19 protein-coding genes and 1 pseudogene are annotated in these 23,718 nt (G+C 65.1%); 10 read left to right on the top strand and 10 right to left on the bottom strand.

Features of this window, described 5'->3' with window-relative positions; all coding sequences use genetic code 11:
* Position 1 precedes the first annotated feature (1 nt).
* Positions 2 to 841, bottom strand: coding sequence for an LLM class flavin-dependent oxidoreductase (locus AC51GT_RS09940; RefSeq protein ID WP_496328647.1), 840 nt, complete (start codon positions 839 to 841; stop codon positions 2 to 4).
* A 45-nt stretch (positions 842 to 886) separates the two neighbouring features.
* Complete coding sequence (locus tag AC51GT_RS09935; RefSeq protein WP_496324341.1) at positions 887 to 2,269, bottom strand: MFS transporter; 1,383 nt, start codon at positions 2,267 to 2,269, stop codon at positions 887 to 889.
* Positions 2,270 to 2,371: 102 nt separating this feature from the next.
* On the opposite strand from AC51GT_RS09935, the gene AC51GT_RS09930 reads away from it, so the two are divergent.
* Together AC51GT_RS09930 and AC51GT_RS09925 are read left to right on the top strand one after the other, a co-directional pair.
* The gene (locus AC51GT_RS09930; protein ID WP_496328646.1) at positions 2,372 to 2,956 is read left to right on the top strand and encodes a YqgE/AlgH family protein; all 585 of its coding nucleotides are present in this window, start codon (positions 2,372 to 2,374) and stop codon (positions 2,954 to 2,956) included.
* 106 nt (positions 2,957 to 3,062) lie between these two features.
* Positions 3,063 to 5,096 (top strand): CocE/NonD family hydrolase, encoded by a 2,034-nt coding sequence (locus AC51GT_RS09925; RefSeq protein ID WP_496324339.1) that lies wholly within the window; start codon positions 3,063 to 3,065, stop codon positions 5,094 to 5,096.
* A gap of 118 nt (positions 5,097 to 5,214) precedes the next feature.
* Here AC51GT_RS09925 and AC51GT_RS09920 read toward each other — a convergent pair whose 3' ends face one another.
* Together AC51GT_RS09920 and AC51GT_RS09915 are read right to left on the bottom strand one after the other, a co-directional pair.
* Entirely contained in the window at positions 5,215 to 6,150 is a 936-nt protein-coding gene (locus AC51GT_RS09920; protein WP_496328822.1) for a bile acid:sodium symporter family protein, read from the bottom strand.
* 55 nt (positions 6,151 to 6,205) lie between these two features.
* Entirely contained in the window at positions 6,206 to 6,652 is a 447-nt protein-coding gene (locus AC51GT_RS09915) for an SdpI family protein (protein WP_496324338.1), read from the bottom strand.
* 84 nt (positions 6,653 to 6,736) lie between these two features.
* Between AC51GT_RS09915 and leuS the strand changes: the two genes are divergently transcribed.
* The 3 genes from leuS (at position 6,737) to AC51GT_RS09900 (ending at position 11,845) form a co-directional block, all read left to right on the top strand.
* The gene (gene leuS / locus AC51GT_RS09910; protein ID WP_496324337.1) at positions 6,737 to 9,583 is read left to right on the top strand and encodes a leucine--tRNA ligase; all 2,847 of its coding nucleotides are present in this window, start codon (positions 6,737 to 6,739) and stop codon (positions 9,581 to 9,583) included.
* Positions 9,584 to 9,671: 88 nt separating this feature from the next.
* Entirely contained in the window at positions 9,672 to 10,817 is a 1,146-nt protein-coding gene (locus AC51GT_RS09905; RefSeq protein WP_496328645.1) for an acyl-CoA dehydrogenase family protein, read from the top strand.
* Positions 10,817 to 11,845 carry an acyl-CoA dehydrogenase family protein gene (locus AC51GT_RS09900; protein WP_496328644.1) on the top strand — a complete coding sequence of 343 codons (1,029 nt, stop codon included), beginning with the start codon at positions 10,817 to 10,819 and terminating at the stop codon, positions 11,843 to 11,845. The genes AC51GT_RS09905 and AC51GT_RS09900 overlap by 1 nt, the downstream gene beginning before the upstream one ends.
* A gap of 23 nt (positions 11,846 to 11,868) precedes the next feature.
* Here AC51GT_RS09900 and AC51GT_RS09895 read toward each other — a convergent pair whose 3' ends face one another.
* Together AC51GT_RS09895 and AC51GT_RS09890 are read right to left on the bottom strand one after the other, a co-directional pair.
* Positions 11,869 to 14,220, bottom strand: coding sequence for an FHA domain-containing protein (locus AC51GT_RS09895; RefSeq protein WP_496328643.1), 2,352 nt, complete (start codon positions 14,218 to 14,220; stop codon positions 11,869 to 11,871).
* Between the two features lie 56 nt (positions 14,221 to 14,276).
* Positions 14,277 to 15,074, bottom strand: a complete 798-nt coding sequence (locus AC51GT_RS09890; RefSeq protein ID WP_496328642.1) for an LppX_LprAFG lipoprotein — start codon at positions 15,072 to 15,074, stop codon at positions 14,277 to 14,279.
* A gap of 159 nt (positions 15,075 to 15,233) precedes the next feature.
* Here AC51GT_RS09890 and AC51GT_RS09885 point away from each other — a divergent pair, with 159 nt between their 5' ends.
* The 3 genes from AC51GT_RS09885 (at position 15,234) to AC51GT_RS09875 (ending at position 19,807) form a co-directional block, all read left to right on the top strand.
* The gene (locus tag AC51GT_RS09885; protein WP_496328641.1) at positions 15,234 to 16,733 is read left to right on the top strand and encodes a cytochrome b5 domain-containing protein; all 1,500 of its coding nucleotides are present in this window, start codon (positions 15,234 to 15,236) and stop codon (positions 16,731 to 16,733) included.
* Between the two features lie 67 nt (positions 16,734 to 16,800).
* Positions 16,801 to 17,994, top strand: a complete 1,194-nt coding sequence (locus tag AC51GT_RS09880) for a type III polyketide synthase (protein WP_496328640.1) — start codon at positions 16,801 to 16,803, stop codon at positions 17,992 to 17,994.
* 40 nt (positions 17,995 to 18,034) lie between these two features.
* Positions 18,035 to 19,807, top strand: coding sequence for an ATP-binding cassette domain-containing protein (locus AC51GT_RS09875; RefSeq protein ID WP_496328639.1), 1,773 nt, complete (start codon positions 18,035 to 18,037; stop codon positions 19,805 to 19,807).
* Here the strand turns inward: AC51GT_RS09875 and AC51GT_RS09870 are convergent.
* The gene (locus tag AC51GT_RS09870) at positions 19,793 to 20,686 is read right to left on the bottom strand and encodes an LLM class flavin-dependent oxidoreductase (RefSeq protein WP_496328638.1); all 894 of its coding nucleotides are present in this window, start codon (positions 20,684 to 20,686) and stop codon (positions 19,793 to 19,795) included. The two genes, AC51GT_RS09875 and AC51GT_RS09870, sit on opposite strands and share 15 nt — an antisense overlap.
* Before the next feature lie 152 nt (positions 20,687 to 20,838).
* On the opposite strand from AC51GT_RS09870, the gene AC51GT_RS09865 reads away from it, so the two are divergent.
* A complete protein-coding gene (locus AC51GT_RS09865; protein WP_496328637.1) occupies positions 20,839 to 21,477 on the top strand; it encodes a maleylpyruvate isomerase family mycothiol-dependent enzyme in 639 nt (212 codons plus the stop codon).
* A gap of 253 nt (positions 21,478 to 21,730) precedes the next feature.
* On the opposite strand, the pseudogene AC51GT_RS09860 reads toward AC51GT_RS09865, so the two are convergent.
* Positions 21,731 to 21,940, bottom strand: a pseudogene (locus AC51GT_RS09860) (sigma factor); the annotation flags it as partial.
* 81 nt (positions 21,941 to 22,021) lie between these two features.
* Between AC51GT_RS09860 and AC51GT_RS09855 the strand changes: the two are divergent.
* Positions 22,022 to 22,405: a DoxX family protein gene (locus AC51GT_RS09855; protein WP_496328636.1), complete on the top strand. Its 384-nt coding sequence runs from the start codon at positions 22,022 to 22,024 to the stop codon at positions 22,403 to 22,405.
* Positions 22,406 to 22,421: 16 nt separating this feature from the next.
* Here AC51GT_RS09855 and AC51GT_RS09850 read toward each other — a convergent pair whose 3' ends face one another.
* Positions 22,422 to 22,691, bottom strand: a complete 270-nt coding sequence (locus AC51GT_RS09850; RefSeq protein ID WP_496324325.1) for a DUF4235 domain-containing protein — start codon at positions 22,689 to 22,691, stop codon at positions 22,422 to 22,424.
* Between the two features lie 74 nt (positions 22,692 to 22,765).
* Positions 22,766 to 23,665, bottom strand: a complete 900-nt coding sequence (locus AC51GT_RS09845; protein WP_496328635.1) for an alpha/beta fold hydrolase — start codon at positions 23,663 to 23,665, stop codon at positions 22,766 to 22,768.
* Positions 23,666 to 23,718 lie beyond the last annotated feature (53 nt).

Raw genomic sequence — 23,718 nt, 5'->3', positions numbered from 1 at the left:
CTCACTTGTCGCCGGCGGGCGGTCCGGCGTTGATCCGTTCGAGTTGGTAGGCGATGGGATCGTCGGGGGTGGCGCCCCAATCGGAATCCAGCCACCAGGTGATGCCGGCATCGGCCAGCGCCGCCGCCCGTTCGCGTTCGCCGGCGGGATCTTTCAAATCGGCGGTGGCCTCATAGACGACGTCGTAGCCTCCGGTGCATCCGAGTTCCTCGCGTAGCTCCCGGACCTCGCGGGCCACACCTGCCCACCGCTCCAACGGCTGCGGCTGCGGGCCTTCGACGCCGGCGAAGTTGGGGATCAATCCGTCGCACCGCGCCGCCCGCGACATCGACTTGCGAGAACCCTCCAACCCAACGCACCACGTGGTGATCCGGGGTTGCTGGACCGGTGGGTCGGGCAACTCGAACTCGGTGGGCTGCACGCGGTAATGCTTACCGTCGTACGAGAAGGGCTGGCCGCCCCATAGCCCGAACAACACGTCGAGCCCTTCGTCGAGGAGTTCGGCACGCACCTTGCGTCCCTGATCGGGCTCGAAGGCCAGCCAGCCCGGGTGCAGCGCACCCAAACCGACGCCGAGAATCACCCGACCACCACTGAGTCGATCGAGGGTCGCGGTGGTCGACGCCAGGTCCCACGGCTTGCGCCGGGGCAGGGGCGTGAGCATGGTGCCGAGTTTGATCCGATCGGTGCGCATGGCCGCGGCGGTCAACGAGATCCAGGGGTCGACGCCCCACAGCGCTTCCCAGCCGAACACCGCGTCCCAGCCCGCTTCCTCGGCGGCCACCGCCATCTCCGCGAAATCGGCGCTGTCACCTTTGGGGAAAACGATCCCGTACTGCACGGTGCCTCCTGTGAGAGTGGACCTGACCGGCAGCTGTCACCGGGGTCAGGCAGTGGTCGCCAGCGGCGCGGACGGTGGTGGACAGACGGGGACGTCACGATGGTGGATCAGCGTGACCGAAATGATGGCCAGGGCGTAGAGCACTGAACCGGCCACGACCAGGACCATGGATTTGCCGTCGGTGGGGATGGCGAACGCGGCAGCGGTGACCGCAGCCACGAACGCGACGTTGAACAGCGCATCCTGGAACGAGAACGCCTGTCCACGGCGGGCGTCGTCGACGTCCATTTGCATGGCTGCGTCACCGCACAACTTGCACACCTGGCCGATCAGGCCCAGAACGACCGCGGCGAAGCAGATGACCACACCGTTGAAGGTCAGCAGCGCCAGCTGGGCCACCGTGCCGATGGCCAGCGCCGAGACCACCGCTCGTTGACGCCCGAATCGGGCGACCGCAAACGGGGTGAGCACCGCGGCGAGCAACATACCCACCGCGGTCAGGCCGGCGACCAGCCCGAAGCCGGTCAGGCCGCCACCGAGTGCCGACTGTTTGGTCAGGACGAGCAGTAGGAGCGTGTTCATGCCGAACACGATGCGGTGCGCGCCCACGCCGGACAGTGCCGCGGCGGCCGGCGGCGAGCTCCACACCGCCCGGGCGCCATGACCCAGACCCACCGCGACCGCGCGCAGGGCGCTGCCCTCCGGATGGCCGGGGGTCGGATGACCGACGAAGTCCGGATGATCCGGACCCAGCTGCAGCGGCTTGAACCGGCGGGCGATGCCCGCGGTGATCAGCGCCATCACGACCGCGCCGAGCAGGGTCAGGGCGCTGCCGGTGTTGTCGGAGCCGAAGATCTCCCGCAGGGTGAAAGCGGCACCGGCGCCGAGGGCCAGAATTCCGGAGCCGGCGGTGGTGAAGAACGAGTTCATGCCGACCAGCAGATCGCGCGAGACCACGTGGGGCAGCGACGCCGACAGGCCCGACGCGACGAACCGGCTGGCACCGGTGACCGCCAGCGCGGCGACGAGTACGCCGGTGTCGCCGGCTCCGGTCGCGACCACCACCGACACGATCGAGACGAGGATCGCCCGCAGGACGTTGGCCCAGACGAGAACCAACCGTCGATCCCAATGGTCGAGGAGCGCGCCGGCGAACGGGCCGACGAGGGAGTAGGGAAGAAGCAGGACAGCCATCCCGGCCGCGATCGCCATCGGATCGGCGTGGCGCTCGGGGTTGAAGAGGATCGCACCGCCGAGCGCGGCCTGGAAGAGGCCGTCGGTGAACTGGCTTCCGAACCGAACCGTCAGGAGCCGGGACAGGCCCGGTGACTTCTGGAACGACCGCGTGAAATCGCGCAACGGCAACCGCTGATGGCCGGCGCGGACATGCGGCACCGGGTCCGCGACGGGTGGTTGGACGTTCATCATCATCAGCGTACAAACGAATTCACGATCGGGTGCTCCGGCGATCCGAAGACCGGGTACTTCCGCCTGTTCGTCGTAGCCTGTTGGAGCCACGGGCGTGGCATCATGTTCGGGGTGTCATCTGGTATCGAGGCGATTTCCGCCGGCAGCTTGTTGATGGCGTCCACCGATCTTGCGGAGCCGACATTCCGGCGCACGGTCATCTACGTCATCGAACACAACGACGCCGGCAGTCTGGGCGTTGTCCTGAACCGGATGAGCCAGACCGCGGTGCACAACCTGTTGCCGGCATGGACCGATACCGCCGCCCGGCCGAAGGCGGTATACGTGGGCGGTCCGGTCAAGCAGGACTCGGCGCTGTGTCTGGGCGTGATCAATCCCGGTGTCGGCATCGAGGGCGTGCCCGCCCTGCGATCGGTTGCCGGCCGCGTGGTCCTGGTCGATCTCGATGCCGATGCCGACGAACTCGGTCACCTTTTGGTCGGGGTCCGGATCTTTGCCGGATATGCCGGATGGGGTATCGGACAACTCGGTGACGAATTGCGCACGGGCAGTTGGATCGTGGCACCGTCGATTCCGGAAGACGTCATCGCCCCCGCCGAGGTCGATCTCTGGTCGCAGGTCTTGCGACGTCAGCCGTGGCCGCTTCCCATGCTCTCGACCCACCCGATCGAACTCGAACGCAACTGATCGCTGATCGTCGATTTGGCTTCAGCAATCTGTTAGTGTCACCCCTGATGTGAGCGGCGTCTCAGCGGATGCTCGCTCGGGGGTCGGGGAACGCGGAGGGGGTCCGATGGGTTTGTGGGGTCGAGGTGCGGGCGTGGTGGCCGGCCTGGTTTCAGTGGTTCTGGTTGCCGGATTCAGCAATCCTGTTGCAGCGCTGGCTGATCCGACAGGTGGTGCCGATGGGGCGCGGTGGACCGCGCAACACGACGGTGCGTCGCGGTATCCCGGCATCAACGTCCGGTGGGATGTGCCGATCACGATGAGTGACGGCACGGTCCTCAAGGCCAACATCTACCGGCCTGCCGATGGTGCGAACAGGCCGGTCGCCACCAAGATGCCCGTGATCGTGAACATGACGCCGTACACGAAGCTGGTCAGTGCGGTGGCCGATGCGGCGTTGTCGAACCCGGTGCTGGCGCCGCTGGCCCTGCAGCTCGCCGATCTGCTGAACTTCTCCGGCACCCCGTTCGACGGCCTGTCCGATCTGGTGCAGACCCTCAAAAGTGGCTTCGCCCAGACCTTCAGCGTCGATCCCGAACTCATCCGTTCCGGGTATACCCAGGTTGTGGTGGACGTGCGCGGGACCGGCTTCTCGCAAGGAGTCTGGGATGTCTTCCAGGCCCGTGAGCAGCAGGACACCGTCGAGGTGATCAACTGGGCCGCCCGGCAGAGCTGGTCCGACGGCAAGGTCGGCATGAGCGGGGCGTCGTACTCGGGGATCAATCAGATCCAGGCGGCCAACAAGAATCCCGAACCGCTCGAGGCGATCTTCCCGGTCGAGCCCGGCGGCGACCTGATCCGGGACATCGTCGCCCCCGGAGGTGCGCTGGGTGTGGGCTTCCTGCCGGCCTGGCTCGCGCTGGTCAACGGACTCAAGTTCGTGCCCGATGTGCAATCGATGTTCAACGGCACCTTCGACTGGAAGTGGTTGGGGTCGAGGCTTTCCGATCCGGCGGTCTTCGCCCCGCAACTGTTGGACGCGCTGCTCTCCCCCACCGTGGAGTCGGTGCCGCCGCGTACCCAGAGCCTGCTCGACGAGAGCTCGTCCGAACGCACCAACTGGCTGGATTACGCCGAGAACATCACCACACCGACGATGATCTACGGCGGCTGGTACGACCTGTTCACCAACAGTCAGTGGCGGATGTTCGACAAGATCCCGCTCGCAGATGGCAAAAAGCAGCTGATCATGGGCCCGACCTATCACGTCACCGGCGGTTCCCGATTCGGGGATCCCGGCTATCCGCCGCGGCTCGACGTCCTGCAACGCGCCTGGTTCGACAAGTGGCTCAAGGGAATAGACAACGGCATCGAAAATTATGGACCGGCCACCCTGTACCAGCAGGGTAACGGTTGGACCACCGCCGAGGACTTCCCGCGACCGGGGATGAACCACCAGCGGCTCTACCTCTCCGACAGTGCGAGCGGCACCGCACCGCACGCGGTGCGCGACGGATCGTTGTCGGCGGCATCCTCGGACAGCCGCGGCAGGCTCACGGTCGCACCGGCTTTGGCCACACTGTGTTCGCGTGATGCCGCACAGCAGACCGCGGGTCTCCTCGCGGTGTTCTCCTTCTGTGCGGACGATTCGCGGATCGCCGAGTCGAGCGCATTGACGTTCACCACTGCGCCGTTCGCCGAGGCGACCAGCCTGAGTGGTCCGATCAACCTGCACCTGAACACCGTCATGGACGCGGCCGACGGCTACTGGACGGCAACGCTGAATGATGTTGCTCCCGACGGCACCTCGACGGTGCTGACCTCGGGCCAGCTGATGGCCTCGTTGCGGGCGCTGGACGAGGACGCAACCGGGTACGGACCGAACGGTGACGTCGTCGATCCGGTGCAGACCCTGACCCTGGCCACCCGTGCGCCGGTGGTCCCGGGCCGGGCCGTGCAGCTCGATGTCGGTCTGCTGGCCACCGATGCCCTGATCAAACCCGGACATCGGTTGCGCGTCGACGTGTTCGCGGCGAACTTCCCCCGAGGTCTACCGTTGCGGCCGTTGCTGAATGATTCGCAGCTGAGGCCGCAGCACATCCAACTCGACCCGAATGCCCCGAGCTACGTCAACATCCCGGTGTCCCGGCCGGTGCGCTGATTTCCGTTCATCAAATTCGCGCCACCTGCCTGCGTCTGCGCCGGTTGCAACCGGCGCGTTCGCGAGTAAGTGGCGCGAATTTCGGAAGGCGGGCAGCGGACGTGGAGCGAATTTCGGGCTAGACCTCGGACTGGCGGCTGTATCGCGCGGCAAGCCAGGCGCAGATCATCAGCTGAACCTGGTGGAAGATCATCAACGGCAGGACGATCAGACCGATGGTGCGTCCCTCGAACAGGACAGCGGCCATCGGCAGACCGGTGGTCAGCGACTTCTTGGTGCCGCAGAACTGGATGGCGATGGAATCGGCCCGGTCGAAGCCGAGCCGCCGTGATCCCGTGCGGGTCAGCCACAGCATGAGAGCAACCAGCACCACGGCCAGCACGACGAGGATCACCACCTGCCACCAGCTGACCTGACTCCAGATGCCATCGCGCACGCCGTCGCCGAACGCGGCGTACACCACGAGCACGATGATGCCGCGGTCGAAGAACTTCGTGAGGCTCGTGTGTGCGGCGATCCGCCGGCCAACCAGCGGCCTGAGCAACTGCCCGGCGACGAACGGCACGAGCAACTGCAGGACGATCGTCACGACGGACGAGGCCGAGAACGAGATCTCACCCGAGGAGTTCATCAGCAACACCACGAGCATCGGGGTGAGGAACACACCGAGCAGGTTCGACGCCGAGGCGCTGACGATGGCGCCGGCAATGTTGCCGCGGGCAATCGAGGTGAAGTTGATCGACGACTGGACCGTGGACGGGACCAGGCAGAGGTAGAGCACACCGGTGGCCAGATCGTCGCCGACGAGGTGCGGGAGCAGCGGCCAGAGCGCCAGGCCGAGCAAGGGGAACACCACGAAGGTGAATCCGAGGATGGTCAGGTGCAGACGCCAGTGGGTCAGGCCGGTGAGGGCATCCCGGGGATGCAGGCGGGTGCCGTAGAGGAAGAACAGCAGACCGACGCCGATCTTGACGACCCAGTCGAGGATGTCGTCGGCTACGCCGCGGGCCGGTAGCACCGTGGCGACCAGAACCGCCGCGATGATGGCCACCATGAAGCCATCGATGTTGAAGCGCTGCAGGAAGGCCAGCGGCGAGCGCGCCACGCCTTTAGTCGGACGGGGTTGCGCCACCTGCGGCGCTGTCGGTGGTGCACATGCTCTGCAGGGAACAGCTCGTGCAGCCACCGCTGACGCCGCAGTCGGAGGCCGGATCTGGCATCGCTGCAGCCGCGCGGACACCGAGTGAACCGATGACTCCGGCCAGGCCGATACCGACCGCGATGGCGGCGGCGGCGATGATCACGCCGACGGTGCCACCGAGCAAGATCGCCAGGACCGCGCCCATCAGCAGGACCGCAGCCGCGCAGATCAGACCGGGCCCGGCGACGCGGTTGGCCAGCTGGAACTTCTCGTCGCTGCCCATGGTCTCGACGGACCGTACACCGAGCCACCTGTTGCGAGGAAGACGCCTCGTGGTGCCCAGGACACCGGGTACTCCGAAGACCAGCGCCAGCGCCAGGGCGACGACGGCGAGGATGTTTGCTGCGACGGTCACGCCCATACAATACGAGGCCTGGGAAAATCAATGGTCACCCAGGCCTGCCTGCAGCCCGGATGAGCCAGGCTTTACGCTGGTCAAGTGACTGGCCCGACGACTTCAGCCCCCGACGAATCCCCGCAGCACCGCTACACGGCAGAGCTGGCCGGGCAGATCGAGGCGCGATGGCAGCAGAACTGGACCGAGCGGCGCACTTTTGAGGCGCCCAACCCGGTGGGAGACCTGGCAGGTGATCTGTCGGTGTTCGACGGTCCCGACGCCAAGCTCTTCGTCCAGGACATGTTCCCGTACCCCTCGGGTGCCGGACTGCACGTCGGGCATCCTCTCGGTTTCATCGCCACCGATGTCTACGCACGCTTCCACCGGATGAACGGTCGCAACGTTCTGCACACGATGGGCTTCGACTCGTTCGGGCTCCCGGCCGAGCAGTACGCGGTGCAGACCGGAACCCATCCGCGCACCACCACCGAGGCCAACATCGAGCGGTATCTGGAACAGATCCGCCGGTTGGGCCTGGGTCACGACGAACGTCGCCGGGTGGCCACCACCGACGTCGACTTCTACCACTGGACCCAGTGGATCTTTCTGCAGATCTACAACGCCTGGTTCGACGGCGATGCAGGCAAGGCCCGTCGCATCCCCGAGTTGATCGCCGAATTCGATTCCGGTGCGCGCACTCTCGCCGACGGACGCAACTGGGCGGATCTCGACGAGGCCGCCAGGGCCGAGGTGATCGACGACTACCGGCTGGTCTACCAGAGCGATTCGCTGGTCAACTGGTGCCCCGGTCTGGGCACCGTGCTGGCCAACGAAGAGGTCACCGCCGACGGTCGCAGCGACCGCGGCAACTTCCCGGTGTTCCGTAAACACCTGCGGCAGTGGATGATGCGGATCACCGCGTACAGCGACCGGTTGCTCGACGACCTGGACCTGCTGGACTGGCCCGAGAAGGTCAAGACCATGCAGCGCAACTGGATCGGCCGATCCCGCGGCGCGCAGGTCGCGTTCAGCTCGCCCGCCGGACCCATCGAGGTGTTCACCACCCGCCCCGACACCCTTTTCGGCGCGACGTACATGGTGCTCGCCCCCGAACACGAGCTCGTCGATCCGCTGATCGCGGCGCAGTGGCCGGCCGATGTCAACCCACTGTGGACCGGTGGCGCGGCCACCCCGGCGGAAGCCATTGCGGCCTACCGCAACACGATCGCGGCCAAGTCGGACCTCGAGCGGCAGGAGAACAAGGAGAAGACCGGTGTCTTCACCGGCTCCTACGCCGTCAATCCGCTCAACGGGGCGCAGGTCCCGGTGTTCATCGCCGACTACGTGCTGCTCGGCTACGGGACCGGCGCCATCATGGCCGTCCCGGCCCACGACACCCGCGACCACGAGTTCGCGACGGCTTTCGGACTGCCGATCATCGAGGTCATCGGTTCGGAGCAGGGTGTGGCCGACGAGGCCTACACCGGTGACGGGCCGCTCGTGAACTCCGGATTCCTGAACGGGATGCGGGTCGACGAGGCGAAATCGGCAACCATCGAGCGCCTCGAGGCCGACGGTACCGGCAGCGGCACCGTCCAATACAAGCTGCGCGACTGGCTCTTTGCGCGTCAGCGCTACTGGGGTGAACCGTTCCCCATCGTCTACGACGAGTCCGGTGCGCCGCACGCGATCCCGGATTCGATGCTGCCCGTGGCACTTCCGGACGTTATCGACTACGCGCCGATCTCGTTCGACCCCGACGATCCGAACAGTGAACCGTCTCCCCCGTTGGCGAAGGCCACCGACTGGGTGAACGTCGAGCTCGACCTCGGTGACGGACTCAAGCACTACACCCGCGACACCAACGTGATGCCGCAGTGGGCCGGCAGCTCCTGGTACCAGCTGCGTTACATCGACCCCACCAACCCGGATGAGTTGTGCGCCAAGGAGAACGAGGCGTACTGGATGGGCCCGCGGCCCGAGGTGCACGGCGAGAATGATCCCGGCGGGCTCGATCTGTACGTCGGTGGTGTCGAGCACGCGGTGCTGCACCTGCTGTACTCGCGCTTCTGGCACAAGGTGCTGTTCGACCTCGGGCACGTCAGCTCGGCCGAGCCGTACCGGCGTCTGTACAACCAGGGCATGATCCAGGCGTACGCGTACACCGATTCGCGTGGTGTCTATGTGCCTGCCGAAGAGGTCGTCGAAGAGGGCGGCAAGTTCTTCTACAACGGCCAAGAGGTCAACCGGGAATACGGCAAGATGGGCAAGTCCCTGAAGAACTCCGTTGCGCCGGACGACATCTGCCGTGACTACGGTGCCGACACCTTGCGTGTCTACGAGATGTCGATGGGACCGCTGGACACCTCGCGGGCCTGGGCGACCAAGGACGTCGTCGGTGCGCAGCGATTCCTGCAGCGCGCCTGGCGTCTGGTCGTCGATGAGGTCACGGGCAAGACCCGGGTGGTCGACGTGGACCTGACCGATGACACCAATCGTCTGCTGCACAAGACGATCGACGGTGTGCGCGAGGACTATTCGAACCTGCGGGACAACACCGCAGTGGCGAAGCTGATCGAGCTGACCAACCACCTGACCAAGCAGTACCCCGACGGTGCGCCCCGTGACGCGGTCACGCCGTTGGTGCTCATGCTGGCGCCGGTGGCACCGCACGCGGCCGAAGAACTGTGGGAGCGTCTGGGCAACACCGCGTCGCTGGCCCACGGGCCGTTCCCGGTGGCGCAGGAGCAGTGGCTCGTCGACGACACCATCGAGATCCCGATCCAGGTCAAGGGCAAGGTACGCAGCCGGATGACGGTGGCGGCCGACGCAGACGAGGCGACGTTGCGCGCGACGGCGCTCGCGGACGAGAAGATCATCCCGTTGCTCGAGGGTGAGCCCCGCAAGGTGATCGTGGTGCCCGGCCGAATGGTCAACATCATTCCGTAAACCCTCGAACCCCCGGAAGTGGTGGGTTATGGTGAGCGACGCGCAGTGGCACTCACCAACACCCATCACTGTGGGAGGCATCAGGAGCATGACGGATCTGAGGTTGGTTCCACCGGTTTCGGACGATCCACACGCACTCGATGGGTTGCGTTCGCAGGTCCGGGAATTCGTCGCCGAACAACGCGCTGCCGGACGGATCAGTGGGCAGGTGGACAACTGGCTGACCGGCTGGGACGAGGACTTCTCCCGCGCGTTGGCCGCCCGCGGTTGGCTGGGCATGACCGTCCCCGAGGAGTACGGCGGGCACGGGCGCACACACCTCGAGAGATTTGTGGTCACCGAGGAATTGCTGGCTGCCGGGGCACCGGTGGCGGCGCATTGGATCGCCGATCGGCAGATCGTGCCGTCGCTGCTGAAGTACGGCACCCAGACCCAGAAGCGAACGTACCTACCGCGTATCGCGCAGGGCGAGTGCTACTTCGGGATCGGCATGAGCGAACCGGATTCCGGCTCCGACCTGGCCAGTGTGCGGACGAAGGCCACGTCCGTCGAGGGGGGCTGGACGATCACCGGCACCAAGGTGTGGACATCCGGTGCACACCGCGCGAACGCCTTCATCTGCCTGGCCCGGACCGCTGCGGTCGATCCCGCTCATCGACACGACGGCCTGAGCCAGTTCATCGTCGACCTGACCTCACCGGGCGTCGACATCCGACCGATCATAAGCATGAACGGGCGACATCACTTCAACGAAGTGGTCCTCGACGACGTCTTCGTGCCGGACGCGATGGTGTTCGGGACCATCGGCGACGGATGGAACCAGGTGACCTCCGAGCTGAGCTTCGAACGCAGTGGCCCCGAACGCTTTCTGTCGACGTTCCCGCTGTTGGCCGAGATCGCGGAGCGGACCGCCACCGGTGAACTGCCCGCCCACCCGGACCTGGGCCGATACGTCGCCCGCATCGCGGGCCTGCACCAGATGTCGGCAGCCGTGGCAGGCGCCCTGGAACGTCATGAGCCGGCCGACACCGCCGCAGCGGTCGTCAAAGTCCTCGGGACGTCGACAGAAGGTGACATCGCGGACTTCGCCGACCTCCTCGGGGCCGATGGCACATCTATCGATTACGCGGAGATGATCGCCGATGCCGTCGCCGGACGTCCGGGTTTCACGCTGCGCGGCGGCACCAACGAGGTGTTGCGTGGTGTGATCGCACGGGGATTGGGGATGCGCTGATGAATGCATCTGCGGGTGTGGATCGGGCACTGCTGGAGATGATGTCCGACGTCTTCGCCGCCCATCGGGAGCATCATGGGCCGAATATCGAGGTCGCACAGTGGGATACGGAGCTGTGGAAGCAGCTGTCCGAACTCGGACTGGTCCGCTTGACCGGAAGTGAAGAGAGTGGCGGGAGCGGGGCGGGTTGGCACGAGGCGGCGGCACTGAGCCATGCCGCCGCCCACCACGGCGTACGTATCCCGTTGGCCGAGCATGATCTGCTCGCCGGATGGCTCCTCGAGACTGCCGGACTCCCGGTCGACGAAGCCCGTCGGACGGTCTGCGTGCTCGACGATCGGGGCGTCGCGTCGGGGGTGCCGTGGGCGTCTGCGGCAGATCGGGTGGTCGTTCTCTGGCGCGACGCGGACACGTACCGCGTTGCTGATGTCGAGGCTTCCGCTGTGAGCATCACCGGCGGCTCGAACCTCGCACGCGAGCCACGTGACACCGTCACATACGACATCACCGATCAATCCGGGATCGCGGTCCCCGACGCCGTGGTCGACCAACTGGTGATGCGCAGCGCCCTGGTACGTGGCGTACAGGTGAGCGCAGCGCTCGATCGCATCCTCGAGATGTCGATCGCCCACACCTCCGAACGAGTTCAGTTCGGACGCTCGTTGGCCAAGTTCCAGGCGGTGCAGATCCTTGTCGCCGACATGGCCGCGGAAACCGCACTCGCCCGTGCGGCGGTCGAAGCCGCAGTGGGCGAGGCCGTCCGCTCTGATTGGACCGGAACCGGTCTCGGGTTTCTGGTCGCGGTGGCGCGATCCTGCGCCGGACATGCCGCCTCCGTGGTGGTGCGTAACGCCCACCAGGTGCACGGTGCGATCGGCACCACCCGCGAACACCGCCTGCATGAGTTCACCCAAGCGGCCCTGGCCTGGCGTTCGGAGTACGGCTCGGTGCACCACTGGGACAACGAGATCGCCGGCGTGGCTGCCGCTGCCGGCCGCGACGGTCTCTGGTCACTGGTCACCGGCTGAGCCGGCCCCGATCGGGGTGGGGTTCAGGACCGCTTCAAACGCAACCGGCTGTAGATGAACAGCAACAGGACCACGGCCATCGCGCCGAGAACCGCGTAGCTGGTGCCCAGGGAGGTCATGTCGTGTTGCCAGAGGGGTTCGTCCTCGGTGGCCGAACCGGGGGTCGTCCATTGCACCTCGACGGTGGAAGCCGCTGCGGCATAACCCCATCGGGAGGGGCTGAGCCAGGCGATCTGTTCCAGTCCGACCCGGTCGTGCAGGGCGAAGAGGCCGCCGCAGAACACCAGTTGGATCATCACCACGACCACCAGAGGCGGCATCGTCTGTTCGGGGGTTCGGACCGTCGCCGAGATGGCCAGGCCGATGAGGGCTCCGATGCAGGTCAAGAAGGCGAGGTCGATACCGAGTTCGACTGTGGCAGGCAGATATACGCCCTTGCCGGGCGTCCCTCGGCCGGCATGGCAGACCAGCAGCATGATCACCGATTGCGCGATCGCGAAGACCGCGAAGACGAGTACCTTCGCCGCGAGGTAGGCGCCCGGGCGTAGGCCGACGGCACGTTCGCGCTCGAAGATGGAGCGTTCGGCGACCAGGTCGCGGACCGTGAGCGCCGACCCCATGAACGTCGCGCCGATCACCAGGATCACCAGGATCTGCAGGGTTTCGGTGGTCCCGGGTGCGTTGAGCCCGAAGCCGGCCGATCCCGGGATCACCATGGTGAGTGCTCCCAGGACCATCGGCAGCAGCAGCAGGAATATCAGGTATCCACGGTCGGCCAGGATGAGCCGGAACTGTCTGCGCGCAATGGTGCTGACCTGGCGGAGTGCACTGGCCTGACGTGACCGTGGCCGGGATGAGCCGGGTTGCGGCGGCGGTGGGGGTGGCCGCCTGCGGACGCTGTCCCGGTAGCGACGCGACGCCTCGTCGGGCCGGGCCGCGACGTAGGCGAAGATCTCGGGCCAATCATCGGTTCCCATTGCCGTTTTCACTGATCCGGGCGGGCCGCAGAACGCGGTTTTTCCGCCCGGCGCCAACAGCAGCACCTGATCGCAGATCGACAGGTGGGCCACCGAGTGGGTCACCACGATGACCACCCGTCCGGCGTCGGCGAGCCGGCGCAGGGTCTGCATCACCTGCCGGTCGAGGGCCGGGTCCAACCCCGAGGTCGGCTCGTCGAGGATCAGCAGCGCCGGTCCGGTCAGCAACTCCATCGCGACCGATGCCCGTTTGCGCTGTCCCCCGGAGAGTTTGTCGATGCGGGTGCCGGCGTGCTCGGTCAGTTGCAATTCGGCGAGCACTCCGTCGATCACCAGATCCCGGTCGCCGCGGGACATGTCCGGTGGTAGCCGCAGCTGTGCGGCGTAGCGCAGGGCCTGCCGCAGGGTGAGCCGACTGTGCAGTACATCGTCCTGCGGCACCATCCCGATTCGGGTTCGCAGGGCGTCGTACTCGTCATGAACCCCGTGTCCTTCGAACGTCACGGTCCCCACCGAAGGGTGGTGTGACCCCGAGATGATCTTGGAGACAGTCGATTTACCGGCGCCCGACGGGCCGATGATCGCGGTCAGTGTCCCGGGTGCGGCGGTGAACTCGACGTCGTCTAGGAGTTGCTTGCCATCGATGGTCAGGCTCACCGAACTCACGTGTACCCCACCGGAGACGACCGACCGCGCCTGACCGCGGATCAACTGGCCGTCGGAGACCACGAAGTCGCTGTTACCGATGGTGACGACGTCACCGTCGGTCAGCGCCTGCCGGGTGATCCGGCGCCCGTTGACAAACGTCCCGTTCACACTGCGCAGGTCTTCGATCACCAAACCTGTTGGACCACTCATCATCTGGGCGTGGTGACGAGAGGCGAGCACGTCACTGACCACGACGTTGTTGTCGGGCGTGCGGCCGATGCGGATGGTTGATCCGCCGGCGATGTCGACCGACTGACGTTGCGGCGGCTGATTCCCGGCGCTCCGGTACACCGCCGACATGTTCTGCCGCAGGGCTTGCATGTGCGGCAGGTCGTCGGCACCTGCCGGTTTCTGCAGGGATCGGATCGGGGCCGGAGTGGGTTCTGAGATTCTGATCCGCAGTACCGGTCCGGCGTCGGGACCACCGAGGCGGACGTCCTGGGTGCCGCACAGGTTCACCGACTGCACCCGCTGACCACCGGCGTAGATCCCGTTGGTGCTGCCGCTGTCGGTGATCGACCATCCGCCGTTCCAGGTCAGCATCGCGTGCCGTCGGGAGATCAGTGGATGGTCGATCGTGATGTCGTTCTCCGGCACCCGCCCGATCTGGATCCGGGTGGTACCGGGAACCGGCGGAGCCTGGATTCCGTCGACCCATATCTGCAGTTCGGTGGGGATGGATGTGGTCATGGCTCGGTGCTACCTGACGTCGGGTGTTCGGTGGGCGCTGCCGGTTTCGACGATGACTATTCGGGGCTTGCGACGGTGACTGGTTCCTGCCACTTCGAGGTGACGATGTTCACCTCACCGCCCGAGACCTCGGCCGTGATCTGCACCAGGTTGTACGGGGCTTCGGCGGTGACCCAGAGTGTGATGGGCAGATCGGTACCGGTCTTGTCGACCTCGGGGAGGATCGGCTTGAGTTCGGTGCTCGCGATGGTGCCCTCGATCATGACCGCCTCGACCCCGTTGACCTCTTCGGTGCCGACGACTGTCGGGTTGTGCACCTGGGAGATCACGTTGGCCAAGCCCTTGTCCTTGTCGAGGATGATGGCCGGGTCGTAGATCCGCTGGGCCGGACCGAGATTGGTGTAACCGTCGGCGCCTTCGCCCCGGGTGTAGAGGTTGCCGTTCGCGACGATGAAATCTGACGCCGTCAGGTTGTTGTTGATCCGGAATTCGCCGGCACCCTGAGCGCCGACCACCGGCGCATTGGTGACGTCACCGTCGATCTGTTGAATGGGGAGACTCTCGATCGATTCGTCCACCATCAATGCGATGTGCACGGAATTCATCAGCCGTGTCGTCTGGGAACTCTGCTCGATCACCGCGGCCGGATCAGTGGGGACCACCGATGGTTGTGTGGATCGAGAGGTTTCCAGTACTGGCGGAACCGACTGGGAGACAGTTCGTTCCGGATCGTTGGAGCCACCACCGCCGCATGCGGTCAGCAGGACACCGGAGACCGACAGCGCGACCGCGGCCGCGAACAGGTTTGATTTCGAGCGCGTGATTCGCGGGTTGCTACGTGGTTGATTTGGCATGCTCAGGGACGGTATAGGCCCGCGTCGACCGTCAAAAGTCGTTCAAATGACCGTAATCGGTTTCCCCGTCCGGGAACATCGGCCGCCCCCGCGTACTCCTATGGCCAAACCAAGCCCGCTGCCGTCACCTGATTCCGGCAGCCGACACGGAGGAATCGGATGACCGAATTGCAGACCGACGACGAGACGGATGCCGTCGTCGATCAGGGGCCGGCGGACGATCACGACCTCGGCCGCGAGCCCGGACCCGACGGCGGCCCGCGGCTGGCGAATGTGTGGATCTACCGGGGCCGGGCCTATGACCTGACGGACTGGATCTCGAAGCATCCCGGCGGGGAGTTCTTCATCGGACGGACCAAGAACCGCGACATCACCTCGATCATCGGGTCCTATCACAAGAACCCTGAGCGGGTCGAGAAAATCCTCGAGAAGTACGCCCTCGACCGCGACGCCGAGGTCGAGGACATCCATCCGAAGGCCAACGCGCCGGACTTCCTGTTCAAGGACGGCTTCGACAGCTGGCGAGACACCCCGCACTTCCGGTTCGACGACAAGAACGACCTGCTGCACCGGATCAAGCGCCGCCTTCGTGAACCGGAACTCGCGGCCCGGATCAAGCGCATGGACACGATCTTCAACGTCGTGGTCGTCATGCTGGTCCTCGCCTACTTCGCCGTTCAGGGACTGCGTCTGTACGACACCGAGTGGATGCCACTGCCGGCCTTCGTGATCGCAATGGTCGTGTTGCGCAGTGGGATTGCCGGTTACGGGCATTATGCGATACACCGAGCACAGAAGGGTGCCAACAAAGCGTTGGTCAGTGCCTTCGACATCAACTACGTTGCTCTGTCGTTTGTCACCGCGGATGGCCATGCGCTGCTGCATCATCCCCACACGCAGAGTGAGGTCGACATCAAGAAGAATGTCTTCACCTTCATGATGGATCTGCCCCGCGCCTTCCGGATCCCGATCCACACGCTCCACAAGTTCGGGCACGCCACCACCGGCATGGTCATCCGGCTCCTGGAGATCTGCAAGCTGACCCGGCAGGTCGGGGTCTCCGACATGTACGGGTCGCTGCGCGGTGGACTGCCGCATTTCATCGGTGCCTTCGGTCTGCGAGTTCTACTGATCTCCGAACTCGTGATCTTCGTTGCGATGGGCGACTTCTGGGCCTGGCTGGCACAGTTCGTGGCGGTCCTCTGGTTCAGCACGTTCCTGGTGGTCGCCAGTCATGACTTCGATGTCGACAGCCACGACCTGCCCGAGGTCGAGACCGATGACTGGGCCGTTGATCAGCTGGAGAAGGCCTATGACCTCAAGATCATCGGGAACCGCTACGCCGACTGCTTCTTGTCCGCCGGACTCGCTTCTCACCGCGTTCACCACGTACTTCCCTTCCAGCGCAGCGGTTTTGCCAACATCGCCACCGAGGACGTGGTGCGTGAGGAAGCGGCGGATTTCGGTGTCGAATGGTTGCCGGCGAAGAGTTTTGTCACCGATCGCCTGCCCAAACAGTGCCGCGTCTACCTGGGTTCGCGGTCGCGACCGGCCCAGGACAACGGGTGGGGCTTCGTTCGGGAGCACTTCTCCCCTGCCGCACTCAAGACGTGCGCCGACTACACCATCAAGGGTTTCACCGGTATCGGCACCGTCTGAGCCGGATCGATCGAAATCATCTCTCCACGAAACACTTCAATACCCTCCTGAAAGGAACCCCTCCCCCATGTCCGTCATCTCCGACCAACCGGTCACCGCATCACACCCCGCGTTTGTGGACCGCGGTCCGCACATCCGCCCGCACCTGCCGCCCGCTCCCCCGACGACCGTCGCGGTCATCGAGGGCATCGCCACCGGGGCGCCGGAACAGACCTTCTCTCAAACCGATGCCGCCGACGAGGTCGCCGCGCTGTTCACCGATCCGATTCAGCAGGAACGGATCCGCCGGATCTATGAGAAGACACGAATCAACGAGCGCCACTTGGCGATCGACCCCACCGACCCCGGGTTCCGCGAGTTCGGCGAGCGGCGGGGCACCATCAGGGACCGCATGGATCTCTACCTCGAGCATGCTGCACCCCTGGCGATCGACGTGGCGCGCCGGGCGCTGGGCAGTATCCCCGGACACGTCGAGGTCGGTCTCCTGGTATTCGTCACCAGCACCGGTTTCATCGCTCCGGGCGTCGACGTCGCCGTCATCAAGAAGCTCGGGTTGCCCCGCACCACCAACCGCGTGGTCGTGAACTTCATGGGCTGCGCCGCGGCGATGAACGGGATTCGAATCGCCGCCGACTTCGCCCGCGCCAACCCGGACAAAAAGGCGCTGGTGATCAGCCTGGAGGTGTCGTCGGTCAACGCCGCGTTCGCCGACGACATCAACGAGATCATCACCCACAGCCTCTTCGGCGACGGATGTGGTGCAGTGGTCGTCGGTGCCAGTGAAGCGCGCCAACCGATCCCGGCCGGAAGAATTGTCATCAGGGAGACGTTCAGCCATCTGTTCGACGCCGCCGAAGACGGAATCGTTCTGGGCGTCAACGACAACGGGATCACCTGCGAGCTCTCCGAGGAACTCCCCGAGTACATCTACCGTGGGGTCGAGTCGGTCATCGATCGGGTGCTGGGCTCGCACGGGCTGGGCAAATCCGACATCGACCTGTGGGCGATCCACCCCGGTGGACCCAAGATCATCAACTCATCGGCGCGCTCGCTCGGTATCGACCCCGAGCGCGCCGACGTCAGCTGGGACATCCTGGCCCGCTACGGGAACATGCTCAGCGTCTCGCTGATCTTCGTACTCGAGCAGATGGCTCAGCGCAGCGCGCAGGACCGCGATGAGGACTTCACCACCGGTGTCGCCTTCTCCTTCGCCCCCGGAGTCACCCTCGAGGGACTCCTCTTCGACATCGTCCGTAGCTGACCTGACAACAGGCCGACAACGGAACAGGAAGTCAAACATCATGCAGCTCATCAGATTTTTGATCTCGGTGTCCTGGAAGGGCATCACGTTCGCGGTCATCGCCGGCCTGATCGGCGGTGCTGCCAACGCCTATCTGGTCACGCAGATCAACGCCGTGGTGTCGCCGGGACCGCGTCCCGACGACATGATTGCGCGGTTCGCGATCACAGCGGCGGTGGTCCTGGTCACCGGGCTGCTCTCGCAGATCGTGCTGATCGGGTTGGCGCAGAACGCGATCTACCGACTTCGGGCCAAGCTCAGTGCCGGCGTCGTGTCCGCCCCGCTCGAACACCTCGAACGGCTCGGGATGCACCGATTGATCGCCACCCTCACCGAGGACGTGCGGGCGTTGTCGATGGCGGTCTCGGCGATTCCCAGCATCTGCATCGACGCCGCGACCATCGTCGGTTGTCTGGTGTTCCTTGCGATGCTCTCCGGCCCCATCTTCGCGATCACCGTCGGATCGACCCTGTTGGCGATCATGTGCGTGGAGACCGTGCTGCGGCGGGTTCGCGCGATCTATCAACATGCCCGCGAGCGCGAGGACGACCTGCTGCGTTCCTTCCAGTCGGTCACCCTCGGCATCAAGGAACTCAAACTGCACCGCGGTCGTCGCCGGGATTTCATGGATCGTCACCTGCTCGGTACCGCCGAAGATCTGCGGGCCGCGAATGTGTCTGCCGGAGTCAAGTTCTCGATGGCCCAGGGTTTCGGACAGTTGTGCCAGCTGGCCACCATGGCGTTCATCCTGTTCGGATTGGCCCTGCTGCTGGACATCCCGCGCGAGCACATGATCGGTTACGTCCTGATCACCACGTTCCTGTCGATGCCGATGCAGAACATGATGCATCTGATCCCGGACATCCTGCGCGGCGACGTCGCCCTGGCGAAGATCCAGGACATGAATCTGACGATGGCGTCGGTCAACGATGAATCAGCCCTGCCGTACACCGACCGCCCGGCGGTCTCCAGTGCGCGAATCGAGCTGCGAGGCCTAGGGTATGCCTACCCCGGTGAGCAGCCCACCGGCTCCCCGCCTCCCCCGCCGTCCGGTCCCGAGAAGCCAGGCAAGAAGCACCGGCAGCATCCGTCCGGCCCGCCCCCGGGTGGCCCCGACGAAGGTCCGGGGTTCGCACTCGGACCCATCGATCTGACGCTCGATCCGGGGCAGGTCACCTTCATCGTCGGCGGAAACGGCAGCGGCAAATCGACTCTGGCCAAACTGATCACGGGTTTGTATGCGCCCCATCGCGGGCAGGTGGTGCTCAACGGCGAGCCCATCGGCCATGACAACGTGGAGTGGTACCGGCAGAACACCTCGGCGGTCTTCACCGACTTCCACCTGTTCGAGGACTACCTCGGGTTCGATCGTCCCGGCATCGACGATGAGGTACGCGGTTACCTGCATCAGCTGCAGATCGCGCACAAGGTGACCGTGGCCGACGGTAGGTTGTCGACGATCAATCTGTCTCAGGGTCAACGCAAACGGCTCAGCCTGGTGACGGCGCTACTCGAGGATCGTCCGATCTATGTCTTCGATGAGTGGGCAGCCGACCAGGAACCGCAGTTCCGGGAGTTCTTCTACCGCCGAATCCTGAACGACCTCAAGGAGGCCGGGAAAACGGTTGTGGTGATCACCCACGATGACCGCTACTTCGACCTCGCCGACCAGCTGGTCAAGCTTGACTTCGGGCGGTTGGCCACCGAGAGTTCGACGACGGGGCTTCCGCTGAGAGGACGAGCCCGGGGGCAACTGCATCTACCGCGACGATGATCGAATGCGCTGCGTCTCAGAGGCGGAGTGAGTGACGCGAGCCCGGGCGACCTGGGCTCGCACCGCCGGTGCGACCTTCGTCCCGAAGTCCTCGATGACTTTCGGACTGTCTGACGCCACGATGAACGCGCTGATCCCTTGGTCAAGGGCTAGTTCGACCAGTTCGTCGACACCGGCTGCAGCGTGAACATTGAGAAGACGGACGATCTCACGCGGATCGCGATCTGCAGCAAGCGCAGACTGATCGATCACTGAGTTCCCGAGAGCCAGGTCCCCGTCTTTCAGATACGCCTGGGACGGTAGCCAACCATCGGCCTGCCGACCGATGAGTCGCAAGAGTCGCGGCTTCAGTGCACCGATCCAAATCGGTAAGTCGTGGTCCAGCGCTGGGCCACGCTTCGCGCCGCTGACACTGTAAAAGTCACCTTCTACACGCAGCAGAGAGTGCTCGCTTGTGTCGAGGATCCCGCGAATGACCTGAACCGCCTCCCCGAGGGCGGCCACGCTCTCGCCCGGAGTCAGTTTCGTGACCCCCATGGCTTCGATGGCGTCCCAGAACGCACCGGCCCCCAATGCGAGTGCCACGCGGCCACCTGACAGCAAGTCCAGTGCCGCCGCCTGACGCGCCAGAACTGACGGCAAACGCAGCGGGACGTTCATGACGTTCCCCGCAATTCGAATCTCCGTGGTCTTCGCGGCGACCCATGTCATCAACGTCCATGCGTCGAGCAACTTCGGCTGATAAGGGTGGTCTTGGAATGTGACGAGGTCGAGTCCGCTCGATTCCGCCAACACCGCCAGTTCTACGACATGTTCGGGATTTGTGGTGGTTGGGGTCAGGAACGAACCGAACTGCCAGCTGTGTCCGTAATCGGGCATCGTGATCCTCCATGTTGCCGGCAGGTACTTGATGCACGGTACAAAGCGGACTACGGCCCGTTTATTCCGTTACCGCTGTTTTCTCGGTGCTGCGCAGGCGAGAATGTGCCAGGGACCGATGAGTTTTCTGACGGCCGCTGGTCTGTTGGTGCATGAATATCGAGTTCTCGGATGTGTGGCCGGTGGTGCATGCCGAGCGAACCCAGCTGGTCGACGACCTGTACGGCATACCCGCTGATGCGTGGTCGACGCCCTCATTGTGTCCGGGTTGGGACGTGCACGATGTCCTCGCCCACCTGGTCGATTCGGCGATGACCACCAGAGTCGGCTTCGCTCGACGAATGTTACTGGCACGCTTCGACTTCGATCGTGACAATGCCACCGGTATCACCCGGCAGAGGCGGGATCGCCCCGCCGAAACGCTCGAGGCGCTGTCCGCAGTGGTGGGGTCCACCAGGACACCGCCGGCGAATCCGGCCACGCGTCTCGTCGAGGCCTTCGTCCACGGCGAGGATATTCGTCGTCCGCTGGGCCTCGATTCGACCTACCCGGTCGAATACGTGGTTGACGCCCTGCGATATCAGGTGAAGACCGCGGTTGGCTTCGGTGGTGGGCGTGAGCGGGTCGCCGGGTTGCGCCTGATCGCGGTCGACGCGGAGTACGCCGACGGTGTCGATTCCGGGAACGAGGTTCGCGGCCGGGCGATCGATCTGCTGCTGGCGGTGTCGGGCAGGGTGGTGCCGCCCGGTGCGTTGACCGGTACTGCGGCAGGAGAGCTGACCGGTCATTGAGTGTTGTCGGGGCCGGGGAGATCGATCGCTGCGAGGCGGGTCGGGTCGAGCACGGCAACGACCTGGGCCATCCGACCATCGACCACGGTGCCAGTCGCTCATCGGGGTTCAGAGACCCCAGTACGACCAGCAGAGCCAGCCCGACAGATTCCGCGAGTACCGCGCTGTCCTCCGGTGTGTCGACGTCTTCGGTGACAACGAGGTCCAGGAATACGTCGTCATACAGCGGCCCCGGCTTGGTCTTGCGTGAGCGCAACATATCGATGCAGACGCGGCCCACCACGGTGGTCAGCCAGCCCGAGACATTCGCGAGTGAGTCGGGATCCTGACGCGCCAGACGTAGCCATGCCTCCTGCACTGCGTCCTCGGCGTCGGCGCGCGAGGCGAGCATCCGGTAGGCCATCGCCACCAGGCGTTCCCGCTCGTCCTCGAATGCCCCGGCCAGATCAACATCGGGGTTCATGGTCGTTACCTTCTGTCGCCGATATCCGTCACAGGTATGACGAGCCCTCAAGGGCCGAGGTAACACGATGAAGGAGGAATTGTGAACACCGCACTGTGGATCCTTGCCGGTGTGCTGTCAGTCGCTTTCCTGGTCGGCGGCGCGGCGCAGGTACTGATGCCCAAAGAAAAATATCGGTCACTCGGCGCGAGTCAGCACTGGGTCGACGACTTCGGCCCCGGACACCTCAAGGCGATCGGAACCATAAAGATCGCCGGAACCGTGGGTTTGGTGCTACCCGCGGTGGGCGACATCGCGCCGGAGTTGGTCCCGTTGGCCGCCTCCGGCCTGATGCTCTTCATGGCCGGGGCGGCGACAACGAGGTTCCGGCGCAGCGAATGGGGCTACCTGGCCGGGGACGTGATGTTCCTGGCCCTGTTCGCATTCTTGGCGTGGGGCCGGTTTGCGCTCGAGCCCTTCACGTGATCTGTTGGGCGCGAACTCAGGTCGGGTCCTCGTGGGTCATGGCCTTGTAGCTACGGGCACCGGCGCGATCCACGGCTGCCCGCACCAGACCGAAGACCAGGCCCTGGAGGGCGGCCGCGACCAGTACCTCGGTGTTGCTCTTCTGCAGATCCTTCGGGTCCGGGACCTCCGGATCATTGCCCAACCGCTTCCACACCTGTCCGAAGGCGGCCGAAGCTGCCAGTCCACCCAGCACGCTGGTAGCGATCGACAATGGCTTGTACATGGCCTTGGATTTGACGCTCATGCGCTTCCCTTCTTCGAACGCGGATCTGACGACCAGAGAGTACCGACCGGTGGCAAGTTGAAACCTTTTCGCGGCTAACGGTCTTTCCGCGACTGACGGTTCAGTAGGTCGGTGATGGCCGAGACGACCTCGGCGGGCGACTGTTCGGCCATGAAGTGGCCGTAGTCCCGGAGGCGGTGATCGAGATCGGCCGCCCAGCTCTTCCAGATCTGCTTGCCGTCAAAACCCATCTGCATCCCCCAGTCCTGCTGGATGACGGTCACAGGCATGGTCAGCGAGGTCCCGGCGGCACGATCCCGCTGATCGTGCTCGAGATCGATGCCTGCGGACGCGCGATAGTCGGCGACGATCGAATCGATGGCGTCGGCACTTGCCTGCAGGTACCGCGCCCTGATGTCGGCGGGAATCACCCGACCATCGGCGCCCCAGGCATCGAGGAAGTAGCCGAAGAAGGTGTCGGCGCTGCCGCGGATCATCGCCTCGGGCAACCCGGCCGGCTGAGCCATCAGATAGAGATGGAAGCCGACTGCGGCGGAGACCCCGTGCATGACGTCCCACATGTCCAGTGTGGGCAGGACATCGAGGCAGGCCAGATGGGTGATCCGGTCCGGGTGGTCGAGTCCGGCGCGGACGGCCACGAGTGCGCCGCGGTCATGGCCGACGAGTGCGAACCTGTCGAAGCCGAAGTGTGCGGTCAGCGCGACGACGTCGTCTGCCATGGTCCTCTTGCTGTAGACCCCCGGACCCGTCTCCGCCGGCTTGTCGCTGTCGCCGTACCCACGCAGGTCCGGAACGATCACGGTGTGGTCGCCCGCCAGGGCGGGCGCGACGTGACGCCAGCACAGGTGGGTCTGCGGGAACCCGTGGAGCAGTACGACGGGCGTGCCCTGACCTGCGACGGCGACGTTCAGGGCGACCTCGGGTGCGACCTGGACACGGTGATATTCGAATCCGTCGATGGATGGTGTGGTCATGGCGATCCGGTCTCCTACAGTTGAGTGGTGATGTCGTTCGGGTCGAGTCTGTG

It is taken from the genome of Williamsia sp. z34 (assembly GCF_059553395.1).
Note: the sequence above shows the minus strand (reverse complement) of the source record. Positions and strands in the feature narration are given on the sequence as shown.

Excerpts from the sequence above, each read along its gene's own strand:
- AC51GT_RS09905 (WP_496328645.1), top strand. The coding sequence starts at position 9,672 with ATGACGGATCTGAGGTTGGTTCCACCGGTTTCGGACGATCCACACGCA.
- AC51GT_RS09935 (WP_496324341.1), bottom strand. The coding sequence starts at position 2,269 with ATGATGAACGTCCAACCACCCGTCGCGGACCCGGTGCCGCATGTCCGC.
- AC51GT_RS09880 (WP_496328640.1), top strand. The coding sequence starts at position 16,801 with ATGTCCGTCATCTCCGACCAACCGGTCACCGCATCACACCCCGCGTTT.
- AC51GT_RS09895 (WP_496328643.1), bottom strand. The coding sequence starts at position 14,220 with ATGACCACATCCATCCCCACCGAACTGCAGATATGGGTCGACGGAATC.
- AC51GT_RS09865 (WP_496328637.1), top strand. The coding sequence starts at position 20,839 with ATGAATATCGAGTTCTCGGATGTGTGGCCGGTGGTGCATGCCGAGCGA.
- AC51GT_RS09875 (WP_496328639.1), top strand. The coding sequence starts at position 18,035 with ATGCAGCTCATCAGATTTTTGATCTCGGTGTCCTGGAAGGGCATCACG.
- AC51GT_RS09920 (WP_496328822.1), bottom strand. The coding sequence starts at position 6,150 with ATGGTGGCCATCATCGCGGCGGTTCTGGTCGCCACGGTGCTACCGGCC.
- AC51GT_RS09845 (WP_496328635.1), bottom strand. The coding sequence starts at position 23,665 with ATGACCACACCATCCATCGACGGATTCGAATATCACCGTGTCCAGGTC.
- AC51GT_RS09930 (WP_496328646.1), top strand. The coding sequence starts at position 2,372 with ATGTTCGGGGTGTCATCTGGTATCGAGGCGATTTCCGCCGGCAGCTTG.
- AC51GT_RS09925 (WP_496324339.1), top strand. The coding sequence starts at position 3,063 with ATGGGTTTGTGGGGTCGAGGTGCGGGCGTGGTGGCCGGCCTGGTTTCA.
- AC51GT_RS09900 (WP_496328644.1), top strand. The coding sequence starts at position 10,817 with ATGAATGCATCTGCGGGTGTGGATCGGGCACTGCTGGAGATGATGTCC.
- AC51GT_RS09890 (WP_496328642.1), bottom strand. The coding sequence starts at position 15,074 with ATGCCAAATCAACCACGTAGCAACCCGCGAATCACGCGCTCGAAATCA.
- AC51GT_RS09885 (WP_496328641.1), top strand. The coding sequence starts at position 15,234 with ATGACCGAATTGCAGACCGACGACGAGACGGATGCCGTCGTCGATCAG.
- AC51GT_RS09870 (WP_496328638.1), bottom strand. The coding sequence starts at position 20,686 with ATGCCCGATTACGGACACAGCTGGCAGTTCGGTTCGTTCCTGACCCCA.
- AC51GT_RS09850 (WP_496324325.1), bottom strand. The coding sequence starts at position 22,691 with ATGAGCGTCAAATCCAAGGCCATGTACAAGCCATTGTCGATCGCTACC.